The sequence below is a fragment of the Pseudomyxococcus flavus genome (assembly GCF_050038885.1).
GTDB classification, from domain to species: domain Bacteria; phylum Myxococcota; class Myxococcia; order Myxococcales; family Myxococcaceae; genus Myxococcus; species Myxococcus flavus.
Genome location: NZ_CP143624.1, coordinates 7,547,116 through 7,567,905 on the forward strand (window position 1 = coordinate 7,547,116; position 20,790 = coordinate 7,567,905).

The following is a 20,790-nucleotide window of genomic DNA, read 5'->3' on the forward strand; positions in this document are numbered from 1 at the left end:
AACCTGAGCGGCGGGCCCTCGGCCTGCCGCCCAGCCTGCATGCCTACATGGCCCCGGAGGGCTTCAGCTGCGCCTGGGCGGCCGCCCGGTGCTCCGGTGCGCCCGTGACCAGCGCATAGATGGCGTAGCCCACGGGCCCGGCCGCGAGCAGCTCCGTGCAGTGGTCGCCCAGCCGGTCCCAGACCTTCCCGCCGGCCTTCACATAGGCGTCGACCGTGGCCTCGAAGACGGCGTCCACGCCGAGCATCTTCTGGAAGACGAAGTCCCGGGCCGGGTCTCCCACCTTGGCCGTGGTCCAGTCGAGCACGCCCGTGATGGTGTCATCCGGGTTGAGCAGGACGTGGGCGGGGTACATTTCACCGTGGGTCATCACGACGTGCCGGGGCCAGTACGAATCGTCCGCCAGCCAGCTCTCCCAGCGCCGGGCGAGCGACGCCTCGACGTCGAACTCCGAGCGGACCCGGGCGATATCGGCGGCCCAGTTGGCGCGAACCTGCTCGGGTGTCTCGACCACCAGGCCCGCCCGCCGGGCCTCCTCGATGTCGATGGCGTGCATCCGCTGGAGCAGACGGCCGAACTCCTGGGCATAGACGCGGGAGGTGTTGTCGAAGTGCCAGATGGGCTGGCTCGTGGCCGGGTCCAGCGTCAGGCCCGGTTTGCCGGGCAGGGCCCTGTAGGCGATGAGGCGCCGGTTGGCGACCTGCCACTGTGGAACGGCCACGCCGAGGCGGGGGGCGATGAAGTCCAGGATCCTGCGCTCGGCGTCGAGCTTCTCGGAGACATCGTCCCGCCGGGGGATGCGCAGGACCCACTGGGTGTCGTCGAGACCGCGCGCCATGACGACGCGGTAGTCGAGCCCGGCCTCGTTGACGGAGAGGGAGTCGGGTTTGAGCTCCAGGCCATGCGTGGCGGCGAGCTCGAGGATCTGGGGGGCATCGTTCGGGGAGGGGGACATCCGGGGCATCCTTTCAGTCGAGTCATCCCGAGGCTGGAGCGCCCATCCACCCGTCCGAGGAGGACGGAGCTCCGGTCGGCCACGGTTCGATGCGCCACGACCTCGTCGGGACGCGCATCCTGACAGTCGAGGCGGTATGTCGCCGCTGAAGCGTCGGGTCGCCAAGCGAAATGTTCGTCCCTGGACGTGGCCGTGGGGGCCTGGGGCCGGCGCGAGGTGCTCGACCCTCACTTCTTGCAGGACAGATCGTACCCGGTGCTCCAGTTCCGGCCATCCAGCGAGTACTGGCCACGCATCTTCATCATGCCTGGCGAGACGGCATTCTCTGTGTCCATGATTTTCATCTCGCCCATGGGGCCGCTCGACTCCCCAAGCCAGGTGACGCCGTCCGTGGACGAAGACCTGGCGTGACCACCCAAGTTGTCGACGATGACATTCACCCACTTGCTCGATGCTGCGTCGAACGTGCGGTACGAGGTGAAGTTGTATTTGTACTCGCCGGACAACACCACGAAGTCGGTTCGCAGCCATGCCTTGTCGAGGTCGGGCCTGACAGTGACGGTGACCTCGCTTGGGCTCGCACCACCGGGCCCATGGACCGAACCGCTACAGGTCCAGGTCCCCGTCAGGGACTCGGTCGCGTCAACCAGCGCGGACGAGGCCGTGATTGCGGGCTCGACCGTTGAGGTCGAGGCTTTCGCCGCGGCAGAGTCCGGGACCGCTTGGGACTCAGGTGTCGGTGCCTGCCGGCCCGGAGGGGCAGCCCCGGGGCCTTCCGGCCATTTCGAAGAACTGGCTCTACATCCGAACAGGCCGGCGATGGCGACGATCAGGAAGACGGACGTACGTAGGACCATGGCTTTCTCCCGCGGAGTCGTTGTGTAATCCACTTGCATCTAAGGAGTACGGTCGCCATGCGGGAAGAGCGCGGATTGCGCCTGAGTCGGCGGATCTTTCGGTGCTGTGGATAGAACGAGTGCAAGGGTGCACGTCATGGATGAAGCGTCGCAGTACGAGCAGGCTCGTGCCGTCGTCGACGAGGTGATGCCAGACGTCGAAGACCTCGGTGTCCATGTTCGAGCGGATGGCATCTGGTTCCTGATACTGAATTGGGTGAACCAGGATTCGGGTGAGGTGCTGGAGCGCGCTATCGCTTCATCGGACGGGAGTGTTCTGCGGCCCGAGCTCGTCGCGAAGCTGGAGTGGACGGAGCGCGTCGAAGAGGTGGCTCGGAGGTGGAGCGCCGTGGCGCTCGTGCCCCCACAGGACGAATCGGCCACGACGAAGCAGATCGAGGCAATTGCTCGCGAGGTCCTGAAAGGCTCGGGCTTCGACCCCATCGTCTGGGAGGACGACGAGGGGCATCTCCAGGTGGACGTCGAGCTGGTCCACGAGGAGAAGTTCAAGTTCGAGTACATGGTGCTGGCGACGACGCGCGGCGACGTGCCAATGCCGAAGCGGACCGAGGCGTTCGGGCTGCGGGCCCGGGCGGAGGAACTGGCGCGCCGGCTGGGCGAGCTATCGTACGCGCCGCCTCCGCTATCAGAAGCGCAGGCCTCGCTGATTCAGGAGCCACTGGCGGAGCTTCGCAGGACCTTCGAGTACGGCACCTACGCGCTGCCCGACATCTCAGATGGCAGCGGCGGGGGAGATTGGGACGATTTGGATGATGACCGCGTGCGCCGCGAGGTCTGGAAGGCGTTCGAAAAAGAGGTGCGGGCGCGGCTCGAGGAAGAAAGGCACTGGCCCGAGGTCATCGAGGCGGACCGGCTGGATGCCGCCTTCGACGACCTGAACCGGGCGGGCATCGTCGCCGAGATGGGCGCGACCAACACGCTGAGCGGAGGGTGGAGCTACGTCCGAGAAATCGCGGCGGAGCGGGCGCGCCGTGGTGTGAAGAGCTGGGCCGCCGCGTTCTTCCATGAGCAGGACCTGGACATTGCCCTGAAGGGCCACGGCGTCTGCATCGCCTTCGGAACCCTGGACGGCGAGGAACTCACCGATCAGGACCTGAAGGTCGCCGAGGCCGTGGTCGAGGCGCTGCGCAAGCACGGCCTTGCGCCCGAGTGGAATGGCAGCGTCCATACGCGCATCACGGTGCCCGCCTTCACCTGGCGGCGTCGGCGCTCCAGTGTGGACACGTCCGAGTCCGCCACGGTGGGGCTCTATTGCTTCAGTCCCTCGATGGTGGACCTGCTCCCGCGCGTGCGCTCCGTGACGGTGCGGGCCGACCGCCTGTTCCTGTATGACCTGGACCGGATGCACTCACGTACGCTCGAAGAACTCACGTGCGAGTTCCGCGACGACCTTGAGGCGAGCAGTGTGCTGCCTGACCTGCTGGAGCGCGTGAAGGGACGGTTCCCCAAGCTCAAGGCGCTCGCTGTGAAGGGAGACCGCTCCTTCTCGGAGACCGTGCGCTTCGATGGGTGAGCCCCGGCATCACCCGGGGCCGGTGCTCATCCGTCGCTTTGCCCCCGGGGGCCACCGCATTGAGCGAACCTGCCGGGTGGGGGAGGCGGCTCGCAGGCGCTTCCGGTCGGCGCAGGTCTGTCCTGGCGTGGCATCATGTGCCTTCCATGGACAAGAGCGTCTTTGCTGAGCGGTTGCGGCGTGCCGCCGAACGGACCCGTGACTTCACCCGCACGCTCATCTTCGAATCGCTGCCGGACGCCATCCGCTTCGATGTCCAGCTCAACTGCTCGTACGACGGCAACCAACTGCACCCGGATGAGCGCATCTACCCGGAGGACCCCGAGCGGATCCCGGCCACGTCTGGCTCGGGGCTCACGCGAGAGGAGGTCGTCGAGCTGTTGTGGCGCGAAGGGACCGTCCCCGAGTGGATCGACCTCTCAGTGAGTCGGGAGGACGGCGAGCACACAGCCATCGAGGTGGCCTGCTGTGGGCGCTTCACTGCCAACGAGCAGCTCCTCTACCATGAGCGCGAGGGATACCCGCCCTTTCACGTCCTCGGCCCACCCCTGCCGCCGTCGTACGACATCGAAAATAGAAGGCGCTATAGCCTTTACTGGCACGTGCAGGTCAGGAGTGAGGCGGAATTAGCCAGACTCAGAAGTCGGTCATTGCACGTGGAGACCCTGGTGCTGTCCGGTCCGGCTCTGGATGACAGCATCCTGGAGGCGCTCTCTCGAACGTCGCTGCCGGCATTGCGGCTTCTCCGGCTGGAGAAGACGCGCATCCTGGGGCCGGGCCTCCGCCAATTCGTAGGCGTACCGCTGCGCGATCTGGTCTGGCAAGCGGCCCCCGAACTGCCCATCGATCTCCGCGCCATCGACGGGTTCTCCGGGCTGGAGGACCTCGAGGTCGAGGTCCAGGGGGCGCTCCTCAAGGGCGTTTCCACACTCGCCTCGCTGCCGAGCTTGACGTCACTCCGCCTGCACGCGTCTTCGTTTACAGACTTCGGAACGCTTCCTTCCCTCGATTCGCTCGTGGAGCTCGACGTGGCGGGATCGCCGGTGAAGTCGCTGGAGACGCTTCGCCGTTTCCAGTTGCTGAGCACGCTGTCACTCCAGAAGACGGCGGTGGGGGACGAAAACCTGCGTGCGCTAGCGGGGCTCACTCGGCTGCGCTCGCTCACGTTGGACAAGACTTCCGTGAGCGACGCAGGGCTCGCGCACTTGCTGAAGCTGTCGACACTCCGTGATCTCTACCTTGAAAACACGCGGGTCAGCGACGCTGGCCTGAAGCACCTGCCCGTCCTGAACCTCCGCCGCGTGCACCTGCGCGGCACCCAGGTGACGAAAGAGGGCGTCGCGTGGCTCCGGGACCAATGTCCCAAGCTGCGCATCCTCTCCGCGTTCGCGCAGTACACCTCTCCGCGCGCGGGAAGCGGGCTCGGGAGCGGGAGCTAGAGAGCTACCGACGTGCCCTCCGCGCCCCGCCGAAACGCGGGTGAGGCCGACAGGAGGGGAGAGGGGCCCAGGAATGGGCCCGCCTCCCAGAATCCGTTCAGCCGACGACCAGGTTGATGATGCGGCCCGGGACGTAGACGAACTTCTTCTCCGTCTTGCCCTGGGTATGGGCCAGGACATTGGGATCGTTCGCGATGGCGGCGCGAACATCGGCCTCGGAGGCATCGCGGCGCAGCTTCACCTTGCTCCGCAGCTTCCCGTTCACCTGGACGCCCATCTCGACGACATCGTCCACGGTGAGGGCGGCGTCATAGGAGGGCCAGGGCTCGTAGGCCAGCGTCTGGGCGGCACCGAGCCGCTGCCACAGCTCCTCGGCGAGGTGGGGCGCGAAGGGCGACAGCAGGAGCGCGAACGTACGGGCCGCCTCGAGCGGGACGCGAGGAAGCTCCGCGAGCTTGTTGGAGAGGATCATCAGCGCGCTGACGGCGGTGTTGAGCCGGAGCGTCTCGATGTCCTCGCCCACCTTCTTGATGGTCTTGTGCAGCAGGCGGAGCGTCTCGTCGTCGAGCGTGGCCTCGGCGGAGCCGGGCTCCTCCTTCACGAACGCCAGCGTATTCCAGACGCGGTCCAGGAAGCGGCGGACGCCGATGACGCCCTGGGTCTGCCAGGGCTTCACGGCCTCGAGCGGCCCCATGAACATCTCATAGACACGCAGGGAGTCGGCGCCGTGGCGCTGGACGACCTCGTCGGGGTTGACGACGTTGCCGCGCGACTTGGACATCTTCTCGTTGTTCTCGCCGAGGATCATCCCCTGGTGGACGAGCTTGCCGAAGGGCTCGGGGTGCGAGACCACGCCGCAGTCGAAGAGGACCTTGTGCCAGAAGCGGGCGTAGAGCAGGTGGAGCACCGCGTGCTCGGCGCCGCCGACATACAGGTCCACGGGCATCCAGGCGTCATAGGCTTCCTGGGAGAAGGCGGCCTGAGTGTTGTGTGGGTCGAGGAAGCGCAGGTAGTACCAGCACGAGCCCGCCCACTGGGGCATGGTGTTGGTCTCGCGGGCGAACCACTGGCCATCCTTCTGGAAGAAGCGCCAGTCGAGCGCGCGCGACAGGGGGCCGGCGGGATCGTCCGAGGGCTTGAAGTCCTCGAGCTCGGGGAGGCGCACGGGCAGCTCGCTCTCCGGCACGGGGATGGGCTGGTCGTAGCGCACCGTGTGGGGGTGCTTGCGCGGATCCGTGGAGCCGGCGGGCAGCTCGACGGGGAAGTAGACCGGGATGGGCTCGCCCCAGTAGCGCTGGCGCGAGAAGACCCAGTCGCGCAGGCGGTACTGCACCCGGCGCGTGCCCAGGCTGTTCTGCTCCAGATGGGAGATCATCGCGGCCTTGGCCTCGGGCGTGCGAAGGCCGTCGAGGAACCCCGAGCGGACGGCGACGCCGTCCGTGGTGACGGCCTCGGTCCAGGAGGCGGTGTCGTGGAGCTGGCCGTCCGGCGAGACGACCTCGACCACGGGCAGCCCGAAGGCACGGGCGAACTCGAAGTCACGCTCGTCGTGCGCGGGCACGCTCATGATGGCGCCCGTGCCGTAGGAGCCCAGCACGAAGTCCGCCACCCAGATGGGCAGCCGCGCCCCGGTGATGGGGTGGAGCGCATAGGCGCCGGTGAACGCTCCTGTCTTCGTCTTGGTGAGCGCCGTGCGGTCCAGGTCGCTCTTGCTGACCACCGAGTCCCGGTAGGCGAGCACCTGCTGGCGGTGCTCCGGGGTGACGAGCGACTCGAGCAGCGGGTGCTCGGGGGCGATGACCATGTACGTGGCGCCGAAGAGGGTGTCCGGGCGCGTGGTGAAGATGCGGAGCTTCTCGCCGCGGCCTTCGAGGGCGAAGTCCACCTCGGCGCCCTCGCTGCGGCCGATCCAGTGGATCTGCTTCTCCTTCGTCTCGGGCCAGTCGAGCCCCTGGAGCTCCTGCGCCAGGCGGTCCGCGTAGGCGGTGATGCGCAGCGTCCACTGACGCAGCGGGAGGCGGACCACGGGGTGCCCCCCGCGCTCGCTCTTGCCGTCGATGACCTCCTCGTTGGCGAGCACGGTGCCCAGGGCGGGGCACCAGTTCACCGGGAGCTCGGCCTGATAGGCGAGCCCGCGCTCGAAGAGTTTCAGGAAGATCCACTGCGTCCAGCGGACGTAGGCCTCGTCGGTGGTGGCCAGCTCACGCGACCAGTCATACGAGAAGCCGAGCGACTTGAGCTGCCGCTTGAAGGTGGCGATGTTCTTCGCGGTCGTCTGGGCGGGGTGGGTGCCGGTCTCGATGGCGTGCTGCTCGGCGGGGAGGCCGAACGAGTCCCAGCCCATGGGGTGGAGCACGTCCACGCCGCGCATGCGCTGGTAGCGGGCGACGATGTCGGTGGCGGTGTATCCCTCCGGGTGGCCCACGTGGAGCCCCGAGCCGGACGGGTAGGGGAACATGTCGAGGATGTAGGCCTTGGGCCGGCCCGGGTGACGGCGGGCTTCGAAGGTCTTCTCCTGCTCCCAGCGGGCCTGCCACTTGGGCTCGATGGACGCAGGGTCGTACTTGGGGCGCTCGGTGGACATGGCGGCCGTATCTAGCACGGCAGGGCTTTGTCCCTCCTATCCGTCGCTGGCACCCCGCCCCGGAGCGGCTTTCGAGAGGCGCCGCTCAGCGGCGGTCTTGTTGGAAGCGGGGGCGTTGTCTTCACGTAGAAGGAGGGGCGATGGCACAGAGCACAATCGAGATCGTGCGGGATGACGCCACCCTGCGGCAGTGGGTGGCGGTGGTGGATTCCACGGACGTGTGGGGCGTGCCCTCGTTCGAGGATGCGCGCTACCTGCGCGGGTTGCGGGCGGGACGGGTCGACTCCGTGCTGAAGCTGGACGGCGCTCCCGTGGGCGCCGCGTTCGTGGAGCCTCCCTCCCCTGGCAGTGGTGGGACGTGCGCGGTGGCCGGCATCTGGGTGCGTCGCGAGCATCGAGGGCAGGGATTGGGTTCCGCGCTGCACCGCACGCTGTCTGCCTACGCGCATGGGCTCGGCGTGACGGAGTTGGAGGTAGAGGCCTACGCGTCCCAGGAGGACGCGCTGCGGTACCTCCTCAGGCGCGGTTACCAGGAGGCGTTCCGGCACACCGAGCTCATCCTGGAACTGGAGGGTGTCCCCGCGCCCGAGGTGCGGCCCCCGGAGGGCGTGCGAATCATCTCGCGGACAGGACGCGACGACCTGCTGCCGGGGATGTACCAGGTGGCGTTGGAGGCCATCCCCGACATGCCCGTTGACCCGCCGGAGGAGGCGGGCACCTTCGCGGAGTGGCGCGCCTCCGACATCGACCGGCCCCTCCACACGCCGGACCTGACCTTCATCGCGCTCCACGGCGACGAGGTGGTGGGCTACGCGGTGCTCCAGCGCGGCCAGCGTGGCGTCGTCTTCCACAGTCTCACCGGCGTAAAGCGCGCCTGGCGTGGGAGGGGCATCGCCAGCGCGCTCAAGCGGGCTCAGGTCGCAGGCGCCATTCACGCGGGCTTCAAGCGCATGGTGACAGAGAACGTCGTGGGGAACGCCTCCATCCGCCATCTCAACGAGGTGATGGGCTATCGGCCCCTGCCAGGTGCCATTGTCTTCAGGGGCCCGCTGTTCGACGTCGCGGGAAAGCGTCTGTAATCGCCCGGCGGTGGCCGGCGCAGAGCCGTGTGCACGGGCGGGCTTGCTCCGCGCAAGAGCAAGCTGTATGGGCGCGCCCCTCAATGACCCAATACTCCTCCCGAGCACTCCTCCCGTTGTTGCTGAGTCTTCTGTTTTCCGCCGCCTGTTCTTCCGAGGGCACCATGGGTCCTCAGGGACCGGTGGGGCCTCAGGGGCCCCAAGGGCCACAGGGGCCTGCGGGTGGACCTCCTGGACCGCAGGGGCCCGCCGGCCCGCGTGGCGAACGGGGGCTGACGGGACCGCAGGGCCCGATGGGCGAGCAAGGCCCGCGCGGCGTGATGGGGCCCCAGGGGCCACAAGGGCCCAAGGGGGACACCGGCGCGCAGGGCCCGCGCGGCGACATGGGGCCTCAAGGTCCGCAGGGCCCCAGGGGCGATACGGGTCCGGCTGGCCCCATGGGCCCCGTGGGTGAGTTGCCGGAAATCTGCGCGCCGGGTGAGCTCTTCTGCGAGGGTGCGAATCTGTGGGCCTGCACGCGTTCGGGCACCGACGCGGTGCTGAGCACGAAGTGTACTGGGGGCTCCGCGGTGAATCCCGTCGGGTGCTACACGACCGCCTGTGCCCCTGGCGATGCCGCGTGCTGCCGCACCGAGAAGCCCGCCTGCCAGTGGAACATGACCCGCCCCATCACCACCACGGGCTCGGTCTATGGGAACGGTGTGGGGGGCAGCCTCAGGTCTGGCAACTACTACTGCTATGGTCCGACGAGCTGCGCCTCGAACGATGTCTTCAATGTGCAGATGGGAATTACGGGCGGTGAGAGCGTCACCTGTGGCGCCGTCTTCTCGACCTTGGTCATCCGCGTGACCCGCCCCCTGACGACGCCCGGGCAGGTCTTCACCCTTCCGAATTCAAGGGTATCGCTCTACCTGTACGCGGATAATAACGCTGGAGAATGCACGAGCTGGACAGGCTCGGTCACCTGGCATTCCGAGGTTCCGGACTGGAGCGTCAGCGTCAACGCGACCTGCTCGGAGACGGGTAAGAGCCACATCCAGGTCGTGGGCACCTTTAGCGGCGACGCCTGAGTCGCCCTTGGCCACCCACGCCTGGCCTTCCACGACCGGGCGTGGCGGTCTCCACGAGCACGTGCTCCAACTGCATGGGGTGCCGGTCGGCTACACCACGTGACGCGCCCGCTCGATAGGCATGGAGGCCAGTTGTTTCAGGGGGTTATGTGGGGTGGTCGAATCATTGGCCGGCATGTCGATCTCCCCAAACCTCGTTCGTCGTCACGTTAGAAGCCGGGGCGGATGGCTCTGGCGCCAACCTGAAGGAACGAAGAAGGGGAGCAAGCCATGTCGACCGGAACGCCGCTGAACGTGGATGTCGCTGCAGCAGGGCAGGGCACGAAGTCGCTCGGTCGTCATTTGCTGAAGGTCGCGCGGGTGTTGCAGGGGCTGCTGTTCTTCGTCTTCGGGCTGAACGGCTTCCTGAACTTCATTCCGCCGCCGCCACCGGAGACCATTCCCGAGGCGGCCATGGCGTTCAGCGTCGCACTCGCGAAGACGGGCTACATGATGCCGCTCATCAAGGGCACCGAGGTGCTGGCGGGCGTGCTGTTGCTGGCGAACCGCTTCGTGCCGCTGGCGCTGACACTCCTCGCCCCCGTCATCGTCAACATCGTCGCGTACCACGTCTTCCTGGCGCCGAGCGGTATGGTGATGACTGTCATTGTACTCGCCCTTGAAGTCTACCTGGCCTGGGCGTACCGGGACGTGTTCCGCGCCATGCTGGCCGCCCGCGTGACGCCTGGCGCGAAGTGAGCGCGCGCGGCTCCGCCGAGCGGTCAGCGCAGCTCCCGCGTCGTGCAACTAACGGGCTTGAGAGCCGCCCTTCAACATGGGTGACTCTCACCGTTTCCTTCACTTGCACCGCGTAGGGCTGACGTGGTCAACGCTGCTTCCTGAATAGCCCCTTGCGGAGGTCCCAGAGCACTCGGAGCCTGGGTTTCCTGCCTGCCGAAGAGGGCGGGCACTGTTGCGCAGACTGCGAGCTGCGTGGGAACGCCGGGCGAGTGGTGGGTAATGCGACGATAGCCTGATGTGGCTTCATCATGATCCAGTGGATGAGCATGCCGGCAATGATGATCATGATGCTTGCTGCGATATCCAGCCACTGGAGGATGGGGGTTCGTTCTTGCCAAAGCCGCAGCCCCATCGTGCCAGACAAGTAGAGCATGACCGCGAGGTGAAGTGGACCCCGTTTTTTGGACCACCCCCATCTTTGCGTTTTGAGCCGACTCCCACGTAGGAGAACGGCCATGAAGCAGAGGAACAAGAAGCGGTTCGACCCGGAGTTCAAGGCGCGCGTAGCGCTGGAGGCGCTGCAGGAGAAGGAGAGCCTGGCGCAGCTGGGGCGCCGGCACGGGGTGCACCCGGTGCTGGTGGGCCAGTGGAAGAAGCAGCTGCTGGAGAAGGCGGCCACGGCCTTCACCACCGAGGCCGCGGGGCGGGACGCCGAGAAGGTGCAGGACGAACTGCTGCGGAAAATCGGCGAGCTGACGGTGGAGCGCGATTTTTTAGCGCGCGGGCTGCAGCGCTCCCGCTGAGCGAGAGGCGAGCGATGGTGCAGCCCGGACTCGACACGCTCTCGGTGCGCAAGCAGTGCGACCTGCTCCAGGTCTCGCGCTCGGGGCTCTACTACCAGCCCATCGAAGTGAACGCCGAGGAGCTCCAGCTCATGCGCCGCATCGACGAGCTGTACCTGGCGCGGCCCTTCTACGGCAGCCGCCGCATGACGGTGGTGCTCCAGCACGAGGGGTACGAGGTGAACCGCAAGCGCGTGCAGCGGCTCATGCGCCTCATGGGCCTGGAGGGGATGGCACCTGGGCCGCATACCAGCCGGCCCCACCCGGAGCATCCCGTCTACCCGTACCTGCTTCGAGGGCTGGCTATCGTGAAGCCGAACCAGGCCTGGGCGGCCGACATCACGTACGTGCCGCTGGCGTACGGGTGGGCGTACCTGGTGGCCATCATGGACTGGTTCAGCCGGGTGGTGCTGGCCTGGCGCGTGTCCAACACGCTCTCGACGGACTTCTGCATCGAGGCTCTCGAAGAGGCCCTGCGCCACCATGGACCTCCCAGCATCTTCAACACCGACCAGGGGGCGCAGTTCACGGACAAGGACTGGCTCGCGGTGCTCAAGGGGCAGCAGGTGCGCATCAGCATGGACGGCAAGGGCCGGTGCGTGGACAACATCTTCGTCGAGCGGCTCTGGCGCAGCCTCAAGTACGAGGAGGTCTATCTCAACGCCTACGCCGACGTGCGCCAGGCCTGGGCGGGCGTGGGCCGCTGGCTGCGCTTCTACAACCTTGAGCGCCCGCACCAGGCGCTCGGGTACCGCACGCCCATGCATGTCTACCGCACCGGCCTCATCGAGCACGCGGCGTGACTCCACAGGCCTCCACAGCTATCCACAGGTTACGAGTCTCCCCCCGCGCCCCCCTCGACACGACCACGACGACGACGTATCAACACACTCTCACCGTCGGCTCAGGCGCAAAGATGGATTGCCCCAAAGTGGTCCAGCCGATGGGGTCCACCTCAAGCGGAAGTCCCAGCCAGCGATTGAGGGGAGAGGTGCTCGGGTTATCAGCAAACTCTGCAACGGCGTCACTGGAGATGATTGGTAGCTCTCTGCGTCCGATGCGGCACGCCACTTCGACGCCTTGTTCGCCCCCATTCGTAAAGATCTCAAAAAGCCAGCGTTCACCGCCTCGCAGTCCTGCTGCGGTGAACACTGCGGTGCGTTCCTCGAACTTCGATGTGAATGCCGCTGGCCACGGAGCCAAACCCAGATGCTGAGTGCATTTTGGAGAGAATGAACCTTGTCCTCGAATCCGCAACTCAAGGCGTATGTTGTCGAGAGAAGCAATGTCATCCATGTTTTCGAGATGGATGCGGTACTTCTGTTCGTGAGGATTTCCGCTGATGAAGATATGAATGTGTGTTCGGATGACCGAGGAAATGAGTATGAGTAGAAAGGCAACGGGAACTGCGGGTATTAGTCCTTTGAGCACGTCCGACCACGTCATTGGGCCCCCTCTGGTGAGACAATCTTGTCCAGGCCTTGTAAGAGCTTGACGTTGGTTTCTGAGACAGGCTCGACTATCGATAGGGATGTGGTGTGTTTCTTTTTTCCGGCTCTCTTGAAGACGACGGGAGCAGCCGTAACCTTGATCCAGTTCGACTTGCCGTTGCGCTTCTTCGTCCGCGCGTAGAAGGTGGCAGGCTGTCCGCGAAGCCGCTGCTCCCAGATTTCTTTGTAGGGGACCTTTTTCTTCTCTTCTGCCAGTACGACGTCAGGCTCGATGATATTGGCCACCTGGACCGCTGGGTCGGACGGCAGTCGCTTCTGCCGAAATCCTTCGTTGATGCGAAGCCGCCACGTATTGAGCTGAGGAAGGAACAGGCTCACGACATCCTCCGCGGCGTCGTTGGCTGCCATGACCATCCCGTCTTCGTCCAATAACATGATTCCGACGCCAAGCTTTCGGAGCAACTCGATGGCGAGCTCATTCTCCGACATTCGTCGGGTCCAGCGATTTCCTCGCCATACTGTGAGGAACATCAGAAGGAAAGATGCGATCGCCGCACCGCCAAACGCCTTGGCACCTCGAAACGTTGCCACCGCGGGCCGCACGATCAGCAGCTTGCGGCTGCGACCGTCGTCGCTCCAGCCGCCAGGGAGCAGGTAGCGGCCATCGTGGGGGAACGACGTGTTGGCCACACTGGCAAGCTGAGTAATCGACCGCTCGACCCGCCGAAGTACCGTGGAGGCATTGTCTTCGCGAGCAAGAAGTTGGTCGAAAGTATGCTGCAGGTCCTTCTCGAAAGCTTCCCATATGGGTCTGTTCGCGGCGACCTTGACGCGCTTCTTGTGGTCCGTGACGAGCTGCGTCCCTGGAGCGTCAAACGTCCAGTAGCCGGCGACGGTAATGTCTTCCCCTGCATCAGGCATGATGGCCCGTGCCTCGTCGACCGCAATGATGTTGCTACGAATGAGTGGATCGAGGAACCGGTTGAGAGACACCGTGAAATCGAAGCAGAGGACGCCCATCAGTAGAGGGTTCCTTGCACGTGGCTTTTCGATGCGGACACAGCGGGTGCGTATTGGCCCGAAGCCAGTGGAATCTAGGTAGATGTCCGTTTCGTAGTCACCCACGGTGGCGCGCCTGAACAACCGGCGAACATAGCTTGCCTGGGCCGCAAACTCGGCGACATGGATGGTGCGTGCTCCGGGGGCGGGTGTGCAGCTCCATTGGCGGATGATTCCTTCCGGGGTCGTGAAGTAGACAGCGACCAGGGATGATTCGTCGTCAGAGAAGTCGCACTGCTGATTCGCGAAGGCCTGCAGCACAACATCCAGGGGACGGGAGAGTGCTGCGGTTTCGTGCGTCCGGGGAGAGAAACACTCTGCGCCGTCGTCGCCCGACCTGGTCGCATCCGAGCACTCGCATTGCGCCGTGCATTCGTGGTCGGAGCGGCAGTTGTCGAGTGTCGCGGGGACGAAGAGTTGGGTTCGCAGTTCAATGGTCAAATCGCATCCTGGCGTGCCGAACATGAACTCGTCCGGACGAGGAGGGGTATCTTCTACAGGACAGTGTTTGACGGACTTGGCGTAAGGGGCACACCGATAGTTGCAGATTTGATCTCTGAGGGTTGCTTTCCACTGCTGCCGTTGCTGCGGAACCGTGGTGTCGGGAAGCTCTCGGTCGAACTGTTGCACGGACTTCGGAAGGCCACCGTCCGGGTTGTCGCAGCCAGGGTCGTCGGTGGCCAGCATGTCTTTGGCCATGGCGGCGAAGGCCCCCTCAATTCGCCGAGCGAGCTGTCGCGCCCTGACCGCAGCATCTTTGTCAGGGGAGACCTGTGCGGCGTCGAAGGTGAAGGAGAGGATTCCTGGGTCATCTGGCTGATCGTTGACCACATCCGGATGGTATCGGAGGTGATTTTCGATTTCAAAGTCGATGGCCTCCATGTTCTGGAGGAGCTGGCTCAGGGCCTCCCGTATACAGATCACTGTGATGACCAGGAAGAAGAGCGACACCAGATAGAGCGCCGCGCTTGTGGAGATGATTCTCCTTGCACTGCGAACGATGCGCCAGCGCATCCGCGGGTCGAGCATTACATCCTGCAGCCCAGCCGATGGGGTCTCTGGTTCATTCACGGCACGTGACTCCTGCCCAGGGGCTGCCGTTTCACGACATCGACGCGGTGCTCATCTCCTCGTGGGGTCTTGAGCGTGTGAGGAGTCTCCGGGCTTGGATGTCGAAAGTACCGAGGGAGCCCATCGAGCGGAGCACTATGTAGGGTCAATCACTCACAATTGACACTTTCATGCGGAAAGCGTTTGGGGCGCCAATCGTGCCTGCCCCTTGAGGCAAGGCGGGCGAGCACTGGAGTCGTGGAGGCCGCGAGAGTCGAACCCACAGGCTGAAGTCGCCCCGGTTTCGGGGTAACGCCGCTCGACCGGTTCCTTCAACGTGCAAATGGGAATCACGGGGACCGAGCCGGACAGGCACCGCCATCCATTGAACGGATGCGGTGCCTGGGTGCGTTGACACTGATGCGCGCGACGGTCCTCCGGATGGTCTGCTGCCGGGCCGGCGCGGCCTACTTCACCTCGGTGCGTCGGAACAACACATCCGTGTTGTCGACCGTCAGAGCCTCCAGCCAGGTAACGTAGCCGTTCTTCCCCTCCTTGGATGAGAGGACCCGTGGGGTGGAGGAGCGCACGGGGGAGTCGCTCAGGTTCTTGATGGGCTCGAAGGACTCACCGAAGTCGCCGCTGGCCCGGTAGAAGATGTCGGTTGGGCCCGGCGTGCTGTCTTCCCACACGACGCGGAGGAACTCGTTCTCGGCAGAGAGGTTGACGGCCCCGGAGTCACCGGCGCTCTTGCTCAGGTTCCGGGCCTTGGCGAACGAGTCGCCGCGGTTGTCGCTGACACGGAGAAAGATGTCGAAGTTCCCGGGGCCATTGTCCTGCCACGCCACGTAGACGTGTTGGCCCGAGACCTCGAGGTCCGGATCGAGCGCCAGGCCCACCCCGTCGCTCAGGACCACGGACGGCTCGAAGGTCGCTCCCCGGTTGAGGCTGCGCCGGTAGACAATGTCACAAAGGCTGGGGAAGAAGTCATCACACTCCTCCCAGACCACGTGGACCTTCTGGTCTTTCACCGCGATGCGGGCGCGCTGGGACGGCTGGATCGGGCCCTGGTCGACGCTGAGGTTGATGAGGGGGTCGAAGGTACGCCCCTCGTTGGTGCTGCGGCGGAAGCGCACGTCGGGAATGTCATCCACTCCCGCGTCGTCTCCGACCAGGAACACTCCGTTGTTCGACGCGACGATTTCCGTGACGCCAATTTCCTGGCCATTGTCGATGGTGAGCGTGGGGCCAAAGCTCTGGCCCCGGTCATGGCTCGCCCGGAAGAGCTGGTCGACTGACTCCTCCCCGGTCGTGACACCCCACGTCACGTACACGTCGCCGTTCTCCGCCGCCAGCCGAGGAGTGAAGCCTCTGGTGCTGAGTGTCAGGGGCGGCTCGAACGTCCGGCCGTGGTCGTGGCTCGCGCGGAACCGGATGCCCTGCTCGCTCCAGGCGACGTAGACCTTCTTCCCCTCCGCGAACACGGACGGGCTGAAGGCGGGTGTGACGCCGCTGCTCAAGGTCTGGGGAGGGCCGAAGGTCTTGCCCCGGTCCGAGCTCCTCCGCAGGATGATGCTGGAGACGCCTCCATCCGGCGTGTCACTCCAGACGACATAGACGTCGTTTCCTGAGGTGGCCACCGCGTACTCGAAGTTGGAGGTCGGTGTGTCGCTCAGGTTCAACACCGGGCCGAACTTCTCCTCGAACCGTCGCGGTCCTTCGTGGGCGACCGCCCCAGCGGAAATAAGCAACCCTCCGAAGAACCAGACCCAGGCTCCGCGGCTCACCACGCGCGTCAGATTCGCCATGCTCACTTCCCCATCTCCTGCGCTTGTTGGGGAGGAGGAGTAGTTTCTGGGGGCGAGCCACGGCACTGCTCGCGGGCGCTGCTGGTTTGGCGGTGGCCAACGATGCGGTCCCCTCTGCTCCTCGATGAGTCTGCTCTTCCTTTCGACCGATTCAACTCCTGGCCACGACGACTCGCGGGGCTGCTGGGCCGAAGTCCAGGGAGCAGCGCAGGGCCCACCGCCTCCAGCAGGTTGTCGATGAGCCCCAGTCTTTACGTATAAGCGGGGAAACCATTGACCTGATGTGCGGGAGCGGGATAGCGCCATCCCGTCCCTCTACCGCTCGAAAGGAGCGCATCTTGGTTCGGCGATTTCTTCCCTCCCTCCTGCCGCTGGTGCTGGTGGCCTCCACGGCCGCGGCGCAGACCACCCCCACCTCCATCACGTTCGATGGCTACTGGAACGAGACGCCGTCGGCAGAGGTGATTCCCGTGGGTGGCCAGGTGGTCGTCAACTACGACACCAGCCGCCTGCCGCAGTGCCGGGGCACCACGTCCTCGGGCGACCCGACCTGGACCATCACTGGCCACGTCCAGGTGAACCGCGGCCCGGTGGTGAGCTTCTGGGTGGCCGGCCACGCGCCGGACGGCAACCCCTCCCAGCGCACCCTGCATCTCCCCGCTGGGGTGAGCGGCGCCCTGGTGATGTGGTTCGACATCTCGAGCCAGGGCTGCCAGGCCTGGGACTCCAACTACGGAAGCAACTACCACTTCGCCATCGGCGCGCCGACCCTCTCCTTCAACGCGAACTGGGACGAGATGGTGGCGGGCACGCTGCGTGCTGGCCAGGAGTTCATCGTCAACTACGACGTGGCCCGCCTGCCCGAGTGCCGCGCGACCTACAACGGCCCGGCCTGGGCGATTGTCGCGCAGTACCGCTTCGACAACGGCCCCATCCAGGAGACGGTCGTCACCGGCTCCGGCAGGTCCGAGCCGACGGCCATCACCGCTCCGGCCGGTGCCCGCCACCTGGAGATGTGGTTCCGCAACACGGACCGCAGCTCCTGCGTGCGCTACGACAGCAACTACGGCTCCAACTATCACTTCGCCGTGGAGTGAGCCGCACCTGCTGCGTCGTGAAGTGAGCGCCACCTGCATGGGTGGACGGGCTGACGACGCTGGCTTCCTCCGCGCCTCGGCCGTTCGCGCGGACTCGGCGGAAGAGCCGAGCCGTCCGTTGAGACTGCTCGGCTTCTTCTGGCGACCTCCTGTGCGCCTGTTTCGGCAGGGAAGCAGCCAGCCGGCCTGCTGCGTTTTGCCAGCAGAGGACAGACGCATGGTGCTGGTGATGAAGGACGACGGTTGGAGGATGCCGGGCCTCCCATCCAAGCAGCAGCTCAGCCAAGGCAGCAACCCGATCAGCCCAGGGGGCCGAGCCGCCAACCTCGACCTGCTGCTGAATCATGGCACGGCCCGCCTCGGGCATGTGCGCGAGTCCCTCCGCCGCCTGCGCATGGAAGAGGCCGCTTCTTCCGGAGCCTGGGCCACCCGACAACTCCGGGCGCGTGAGGATTCGCGTCCTGCCCGGGAGGCAGGCCCCCTCGGCGCGCCCACCTCGGGTTCCATCCTGTCCGATGCGTGGCGCGGGGCGGACACTATGCGGGGTTCTCTCGCCTCGCTGTAGTAGGTTTGCGTGAATGGTACGTACTTCAAGGCTGGTGTTGATCGGGTGCATCATCCTCGCCTCCGCCGGGGCCTCCGCCGCGTCCGCCGAGGCTGGCGCAGCGAGGTCCATCGAGGAGGCATCGAAGCGAGTGGAGCGTGCGCGCGCCGACCTCGCGGCGGCCGTGCAGCGGATCGAAGTGGAGCCGCCGCGCAACGCCGACCTCGACGCCGCCCTCGCGGCGGTGGAGGCGCTGAAAGCCGCGCTCGATGCCGGGGCGAGCTTCGAGACGGAGGACCTCGAGTACGCGAAGCTGGTCCTGGCGGCGCGCAAGCAGCTCCGGACGCAGCGGGAGTACGTCGATGAACGCCGGGCCAAGGTCCACATCCACGAGTACCGCCGACGCATCGACGCCGCGCTCGCGCCCCTGAACGAGCGCATCGCGAAGCTCGGCCAGGGCGATCCGGGCGCCAAGGCGATGGACGAGGCCCGCGCCGCGGTGGACGCGCTCGAGAAGCTGGCGGAGGAGGGCCGGCCCCTCAAGAGCCAGGACCCGAAGTTCTCCACGTACCTCACCGAGGTCGAGGCGACCCTCGCCCGTCACCGGAAGACGCTCGACGAGCGGTGGTTGCAGCTGATGGCGCAGAAGCAGCGGGGCCTTCTGGACGAGAGCCGGAAGACCCTGGCGAGCTCGCTCGCCGAGGTGGGCAAGGCCTGGTCGGACGAGAAGTTCGCGGCCACCGACAAGGCGGTGGCGGCGCTGCAGAAGCAGCTCGAGGAAGGCAGGCCGCTCGAGGCGCAGGACAAGGCCTATCGCGCGGAGGCGGAAAAGGCCCGCGCCGAGGTCACCCAGGCCCGGCGTCGGATGGACGAGCTCGTGGCGCAGGCGGGGGTCTCGCGGGTCAAGGTGGAGCTGGAGCCCGCCCATGAAGAGCTCCGGAGGTCCGCCAAGGCGCTCCGGGTGAAGCGGCCCCAGCCCGAGCAGCTCTCCGAGGCAAAGACCGCGGCGTTCGTCGTCCGGAAGCTGGTTGACAAGTACGAGCCGCAGGCGGCGAGGAGCCAGGCCATTGGCCAGTACCTCGCCGAAGTGAAGAACACGCTCGTCGAGGTGGAGGTGGCGCTCCAGATCCGCACTCTCGACGCGGCGCGCGCCGAGGTCGTCCAGGCGCTGCGGAACGTCGAGAAGCGGTCCGTGACCGACGAGCAGTTCGAGGAGGCGAAGACGGCGATGGTCGTCCTGGAGAAGACGCTCGAGACGGTCCACGTGAAGAACCCCGCCATCAGTCCGGCCGCCGCCGACGCGCGTCAGCTCCTCAAGGACGGGCGGGCGACGATGGAGCGGCGCCGGTACGAGGTCGACCTGCAGCAGCAGCGCGCGAAGGTGGACGAGGCCCGGAAGAACGCGGCGGCGCTGGTCACCCAGGTCCAGAAGGAGACGCCCTCCGAGGCGCAGCTCCAGGCGGCGGAGAACGCGGTCAAGCAGATTGGCGTGGTGCTGGAGGCCGGTGCCGCCTTCGTCAAGAAGGACCGTGACTACGCCCTGTACGCCAAGGAGTCGAAGGAACGCATGGCGGAGCTGAGCGACCGCATCACCCGGCGGAAGATCGTCCTGGCCGCGGCGGATGCCCGGAGCCAGCTCGCGTCCCGGCTGGCCACCACGAAGGAGAAGCTCGAGGTCGCCAAGGCCATCTCCGCGACCGACGCCGAGGTCGAGGCCGCCTCGAAGAGCGTGGACGAGGTCATGCAGATGTTCGAGGCGCACGCGGCACTGGAGCGGCAGGACGCGAGCTACGCAGCGGCCGCCGAGCGGTCGCGCGCCGACTGGCTGAAGATGGTCGAGGCGCTCGAGTTCGCGAAGCAGGCGAGGGCGCTGCGCCGGCTGACCGGTGAGGCGCTGGATGTCGCCGGCAAGGCGGTTGCATCCGCCGCGTCCTCCGCGGACCTGCGTAAGCGCAGGGCCTTGTACGCGAGCGCGGCGGAGAAGCTCAGGGCTTGCCAGGACGAGGGCGCCCGGATGGTGCAGGAGAACGCCAGCCTCGCGGCGGTCGACGTGCTCGTGGACGGGGTCCCCACCCAGCCCCAGGACGTGATGGCTCGGTGTGCCAAGCAGGCCGAGGCCCTGCAGGCGCCCCTGACGCGGGTCGACGTGGAGCTCCGGTTCCAGGAGGGCCAGCGGAAGGCCTATGACGCGGCGAAGGCCCACCTCTCCAAGGGGCGCAAGAACGAGGCGCTCGCGCGACTCAACGATTGCATCGCGGAGGGGCGCATCCTCGAGAACCGATACCCCGACTTCAAGGAGCAGAAGTTCGACGTCGGCGGCACCAGCATGAGCATGCTGGAGCTGGTCCAGGTCTGCGCGAAGGAGCGCAAGGCGCTGCAGCCTTCCCCTTGAGTGCATTCCCTGGGGCGGGAGGTGTCACCGCCCCAGGGCTCTCCAGGCCTCAGCCAGCGCGGCCTCGCGAGCACGTTGGACCTCGGGCCGGTCGCGTTGCGCCCACGTGGCGAGCGCGATGGCGGGTTCAAGCGGGGTTCGTCCCAGCGGCGTGAGGCGGTAGTCCACGCTTCACGCACGAGGGGCTGCTCGTTCGACCTCCTCACAGCGACCTGAGCCAGCCCCTTGAATTCCTTATTTCACACGAAGCGCCATGGGGCGGAAGCTGAC

At 66.2% G+C, this 20,790-nt stretch carries 14 protein-coding genes; 8 read left to right on the forward strand and 6 right to left on the reverse strand.

Going from position 1 to position 20,790, the window contains the following annotated elements:
- Nucleotides 1–43: 43 nt before the first annotated feature.
- The gene (locus VZL07_RS31400) at nt 44–955 is read right to left on the reverse strand and encodes a macrolide 2'-phosphotransferase (RefSeq protein WP_426751628.1); all 912 of its coding nucleotides are present in this window, start codon (nt 953–955) and stop codon (nt 44–46) included.
- Between the two features lie 227 nt (nt 956–1,182).
- The gene (locus tag VZL07_RS31405) at nt 1,183–1,812 is read right to left on the reverse strand and encodes a DUF1579 domain-containing protein (RefSeq protein ID WP_426751629.1); all 630 of its coding nucleotides are present in this window, start codon (nt 1,810–1,812) and stop codon (nt 1,183–1,185) included.
- Between the two features lie 136 nt (nt 1,813–1,948).
- On the opposite strand from VZL07_RS31405, the gene VZL07_RS31410 reads away from it, so the two are divergent.
- Nucleotides 1,949–3,385 (forward strand): DUF6891 domain-containing protein, encoded by a 1,437-nt coding sequence (locus tag VZL07_RS31410; RefSeq protein WP_426751630.1) that lies wholly within the window; start codon nt 1,949–1,951, stop codon nt 3,383–3,385.
- A 146-nt stretch (nt 3,386–3,531) separates the two neighbouring features.
- The gene (locus tag VZL07_RS31415) at nt 3,532–4,824 is read left to right on the forward strand and encodes a hypothetical protein (RefSeq protein ID WP_426751631.1); all 1,293 of its coding nucleotides are present in this window, start codon (nt 3,532–3,534) and stop codon (nt 4,822–4,824) included.
- A gap of 97 nt (nt 4,825–4,921) precedes the next feature.
- On the opposite strand, the gene leuS is transcribed toward VZL07_RS31415, so the two are convergent.
- Nucleotides 4,922–7,408: a leucine--tRNA ligase gene (gene leuS / locus VZL07_RS31420; RefSeq protein WP_426751632.1), complete on the reverse strand. Its 2,487-nt coding sequence runs from the start codon at nt 7,406–7,408 to the stop codon at nt 4,922–4,924.
- A 140-nt stretch (nt 7,409–7,548) separates the two neighbouring features.
- Between leuS and VZL07_RS31425 the strand changes: the two genes are divergently transcribed.
- The 4 genes from VZL07_RS31425 to VZL07_RS31440 all read left to right on the forward strand — a co-directional run bounded on the left by VZL07_RS31425 (nt 7,549) and on the right by VZL07_RS31440 (nt 11,922).
- Nucleotides 7,549–8,487: a GNAT family N-acetyltransferase gene (locus VZL07_RS31425; protein ID WP_426751633.1), complete on the forward strand. Its 939-nt coding sequence runs from the start codon at nt 7,549–7,551 to the stop codon at nt 8,485–8,487.
- 437 nt (nt 8,488–8,924) lie between these two features.
- Nucleotides 8,925–9,557 (forward strand): collagen-like protein, encoded by a 633-nt coding sequence (locus VZL07_RS31430; RefSeq protein WP_426751634.1) that lies wholly within the window; start codon nt 8,925–8,927, stop codon nt 9,555–9,557.
- A gap of 270 nt (nt 9,558–9,827) precedes the next feature.
- Nucleotides 9,828–10,295 (forward strand): DoxX family protein, encoded by a 468-nt coding sequence (locus tag VZL07_RS31435; protein WP_426751635.1) that lies wholly within the window; start codon nt 9,828–9,830, stop codon nt 10,293–10,295.
- Between the two features lie 497 nt (nt 10,296–10,792).
- A protein-coding gene (locus VZL07_RS31440) for an IS3 family transposase (RefSeq protein WP_426749735.1) occupies nt 10,793–11,922 on the forward strand; the annotation gives its coding sequence in 2 pieces (ribosomal slippage) (nt 10,793–11,075 and nt 11,075–11,922; 1,131 coding nt in all).
- Nucleotides 11,923–12,001: 79 nt separating this feature from the next.
- Here VZL07_RS31440 and VZL07_RS31445 read toward each other — a convergent pair.
- The 3 genes from VZL07_RS31445 to VZL07_RS31455 all read right to left on the reverse strand — a co-directional run bounded on the left by VZL07_RS31445 (nt 12,002) and on the right by VZL07_RS31455 (nt 16,487).
- Entirely contained in the window at nt 12,002–12,565 is a 564-nt protein-coding gene (locus VZL07_RS31445; RefSeq protein WP_426751636.1) for a hypothetical protein, read from the reverse strand.
- Nucleotides 12,562–14,700 (reverse strand): hypothetical protein, encoded by a 2,139-nt coding sequence (locus VZL07_RS31450; protein ID WP_426751637.1) that lies wholly within the window; start codon nt 14,698–14,700, stop codon nt 12,562–12,564. Before VZL07_RS31450 ends, VZL07_RS31445 begins: the two co-directional genes overlap by 4 nt.
- Nucleotides 14,701–15,146: 446 nt before the next feature.
- On the reverse strand, nt 15,147–16,487 hold the full coding sequence (locus VZL07_RS31455) for a sialidase family protein (RefSeq protein ID WP_426751638.1): 1,341 nt from the start codon (nt 16,485–16,487) through the stop codon (nt 15,147–15,149).
- 338 nt (nt 16,488–16,825) lie between these two features.
- On the opposite strand from VZL07_RS31455, the gene VZL07_RS31460 reads away from it, so the two are divergent.
- Together VZL07_RS31460 and VZL07_RS31465 are read left to right on the forward strand one after the other, a co-directional pair.
- The gene (locus VZL07_RS31460; RefSeq protein ID WP_426751639.1) at nt 16,826–17,584 is read left to right on the forward strand and encodes a DUF6209 family protein; all 759 of its coding nucleotides are present in this window, start codon (nt 16,826–16,828) and stop codon (nt 17,582–17,584) included.
- 578 nt (nt 17,585–18,162) lie between these two features.
- On the forward strand, nt 18,163–20,520 hold the full coding sequence (locus VZL07_RS31465; protein WP_426751640.1) for a hypothetical protein: 2,358 nt from the start codon (nt 18,163–18,165) through the stop codon (nt 20,518–20,520).
- Nucleotides 20,521–20,790: the final 270 nt, after the last annotated feature.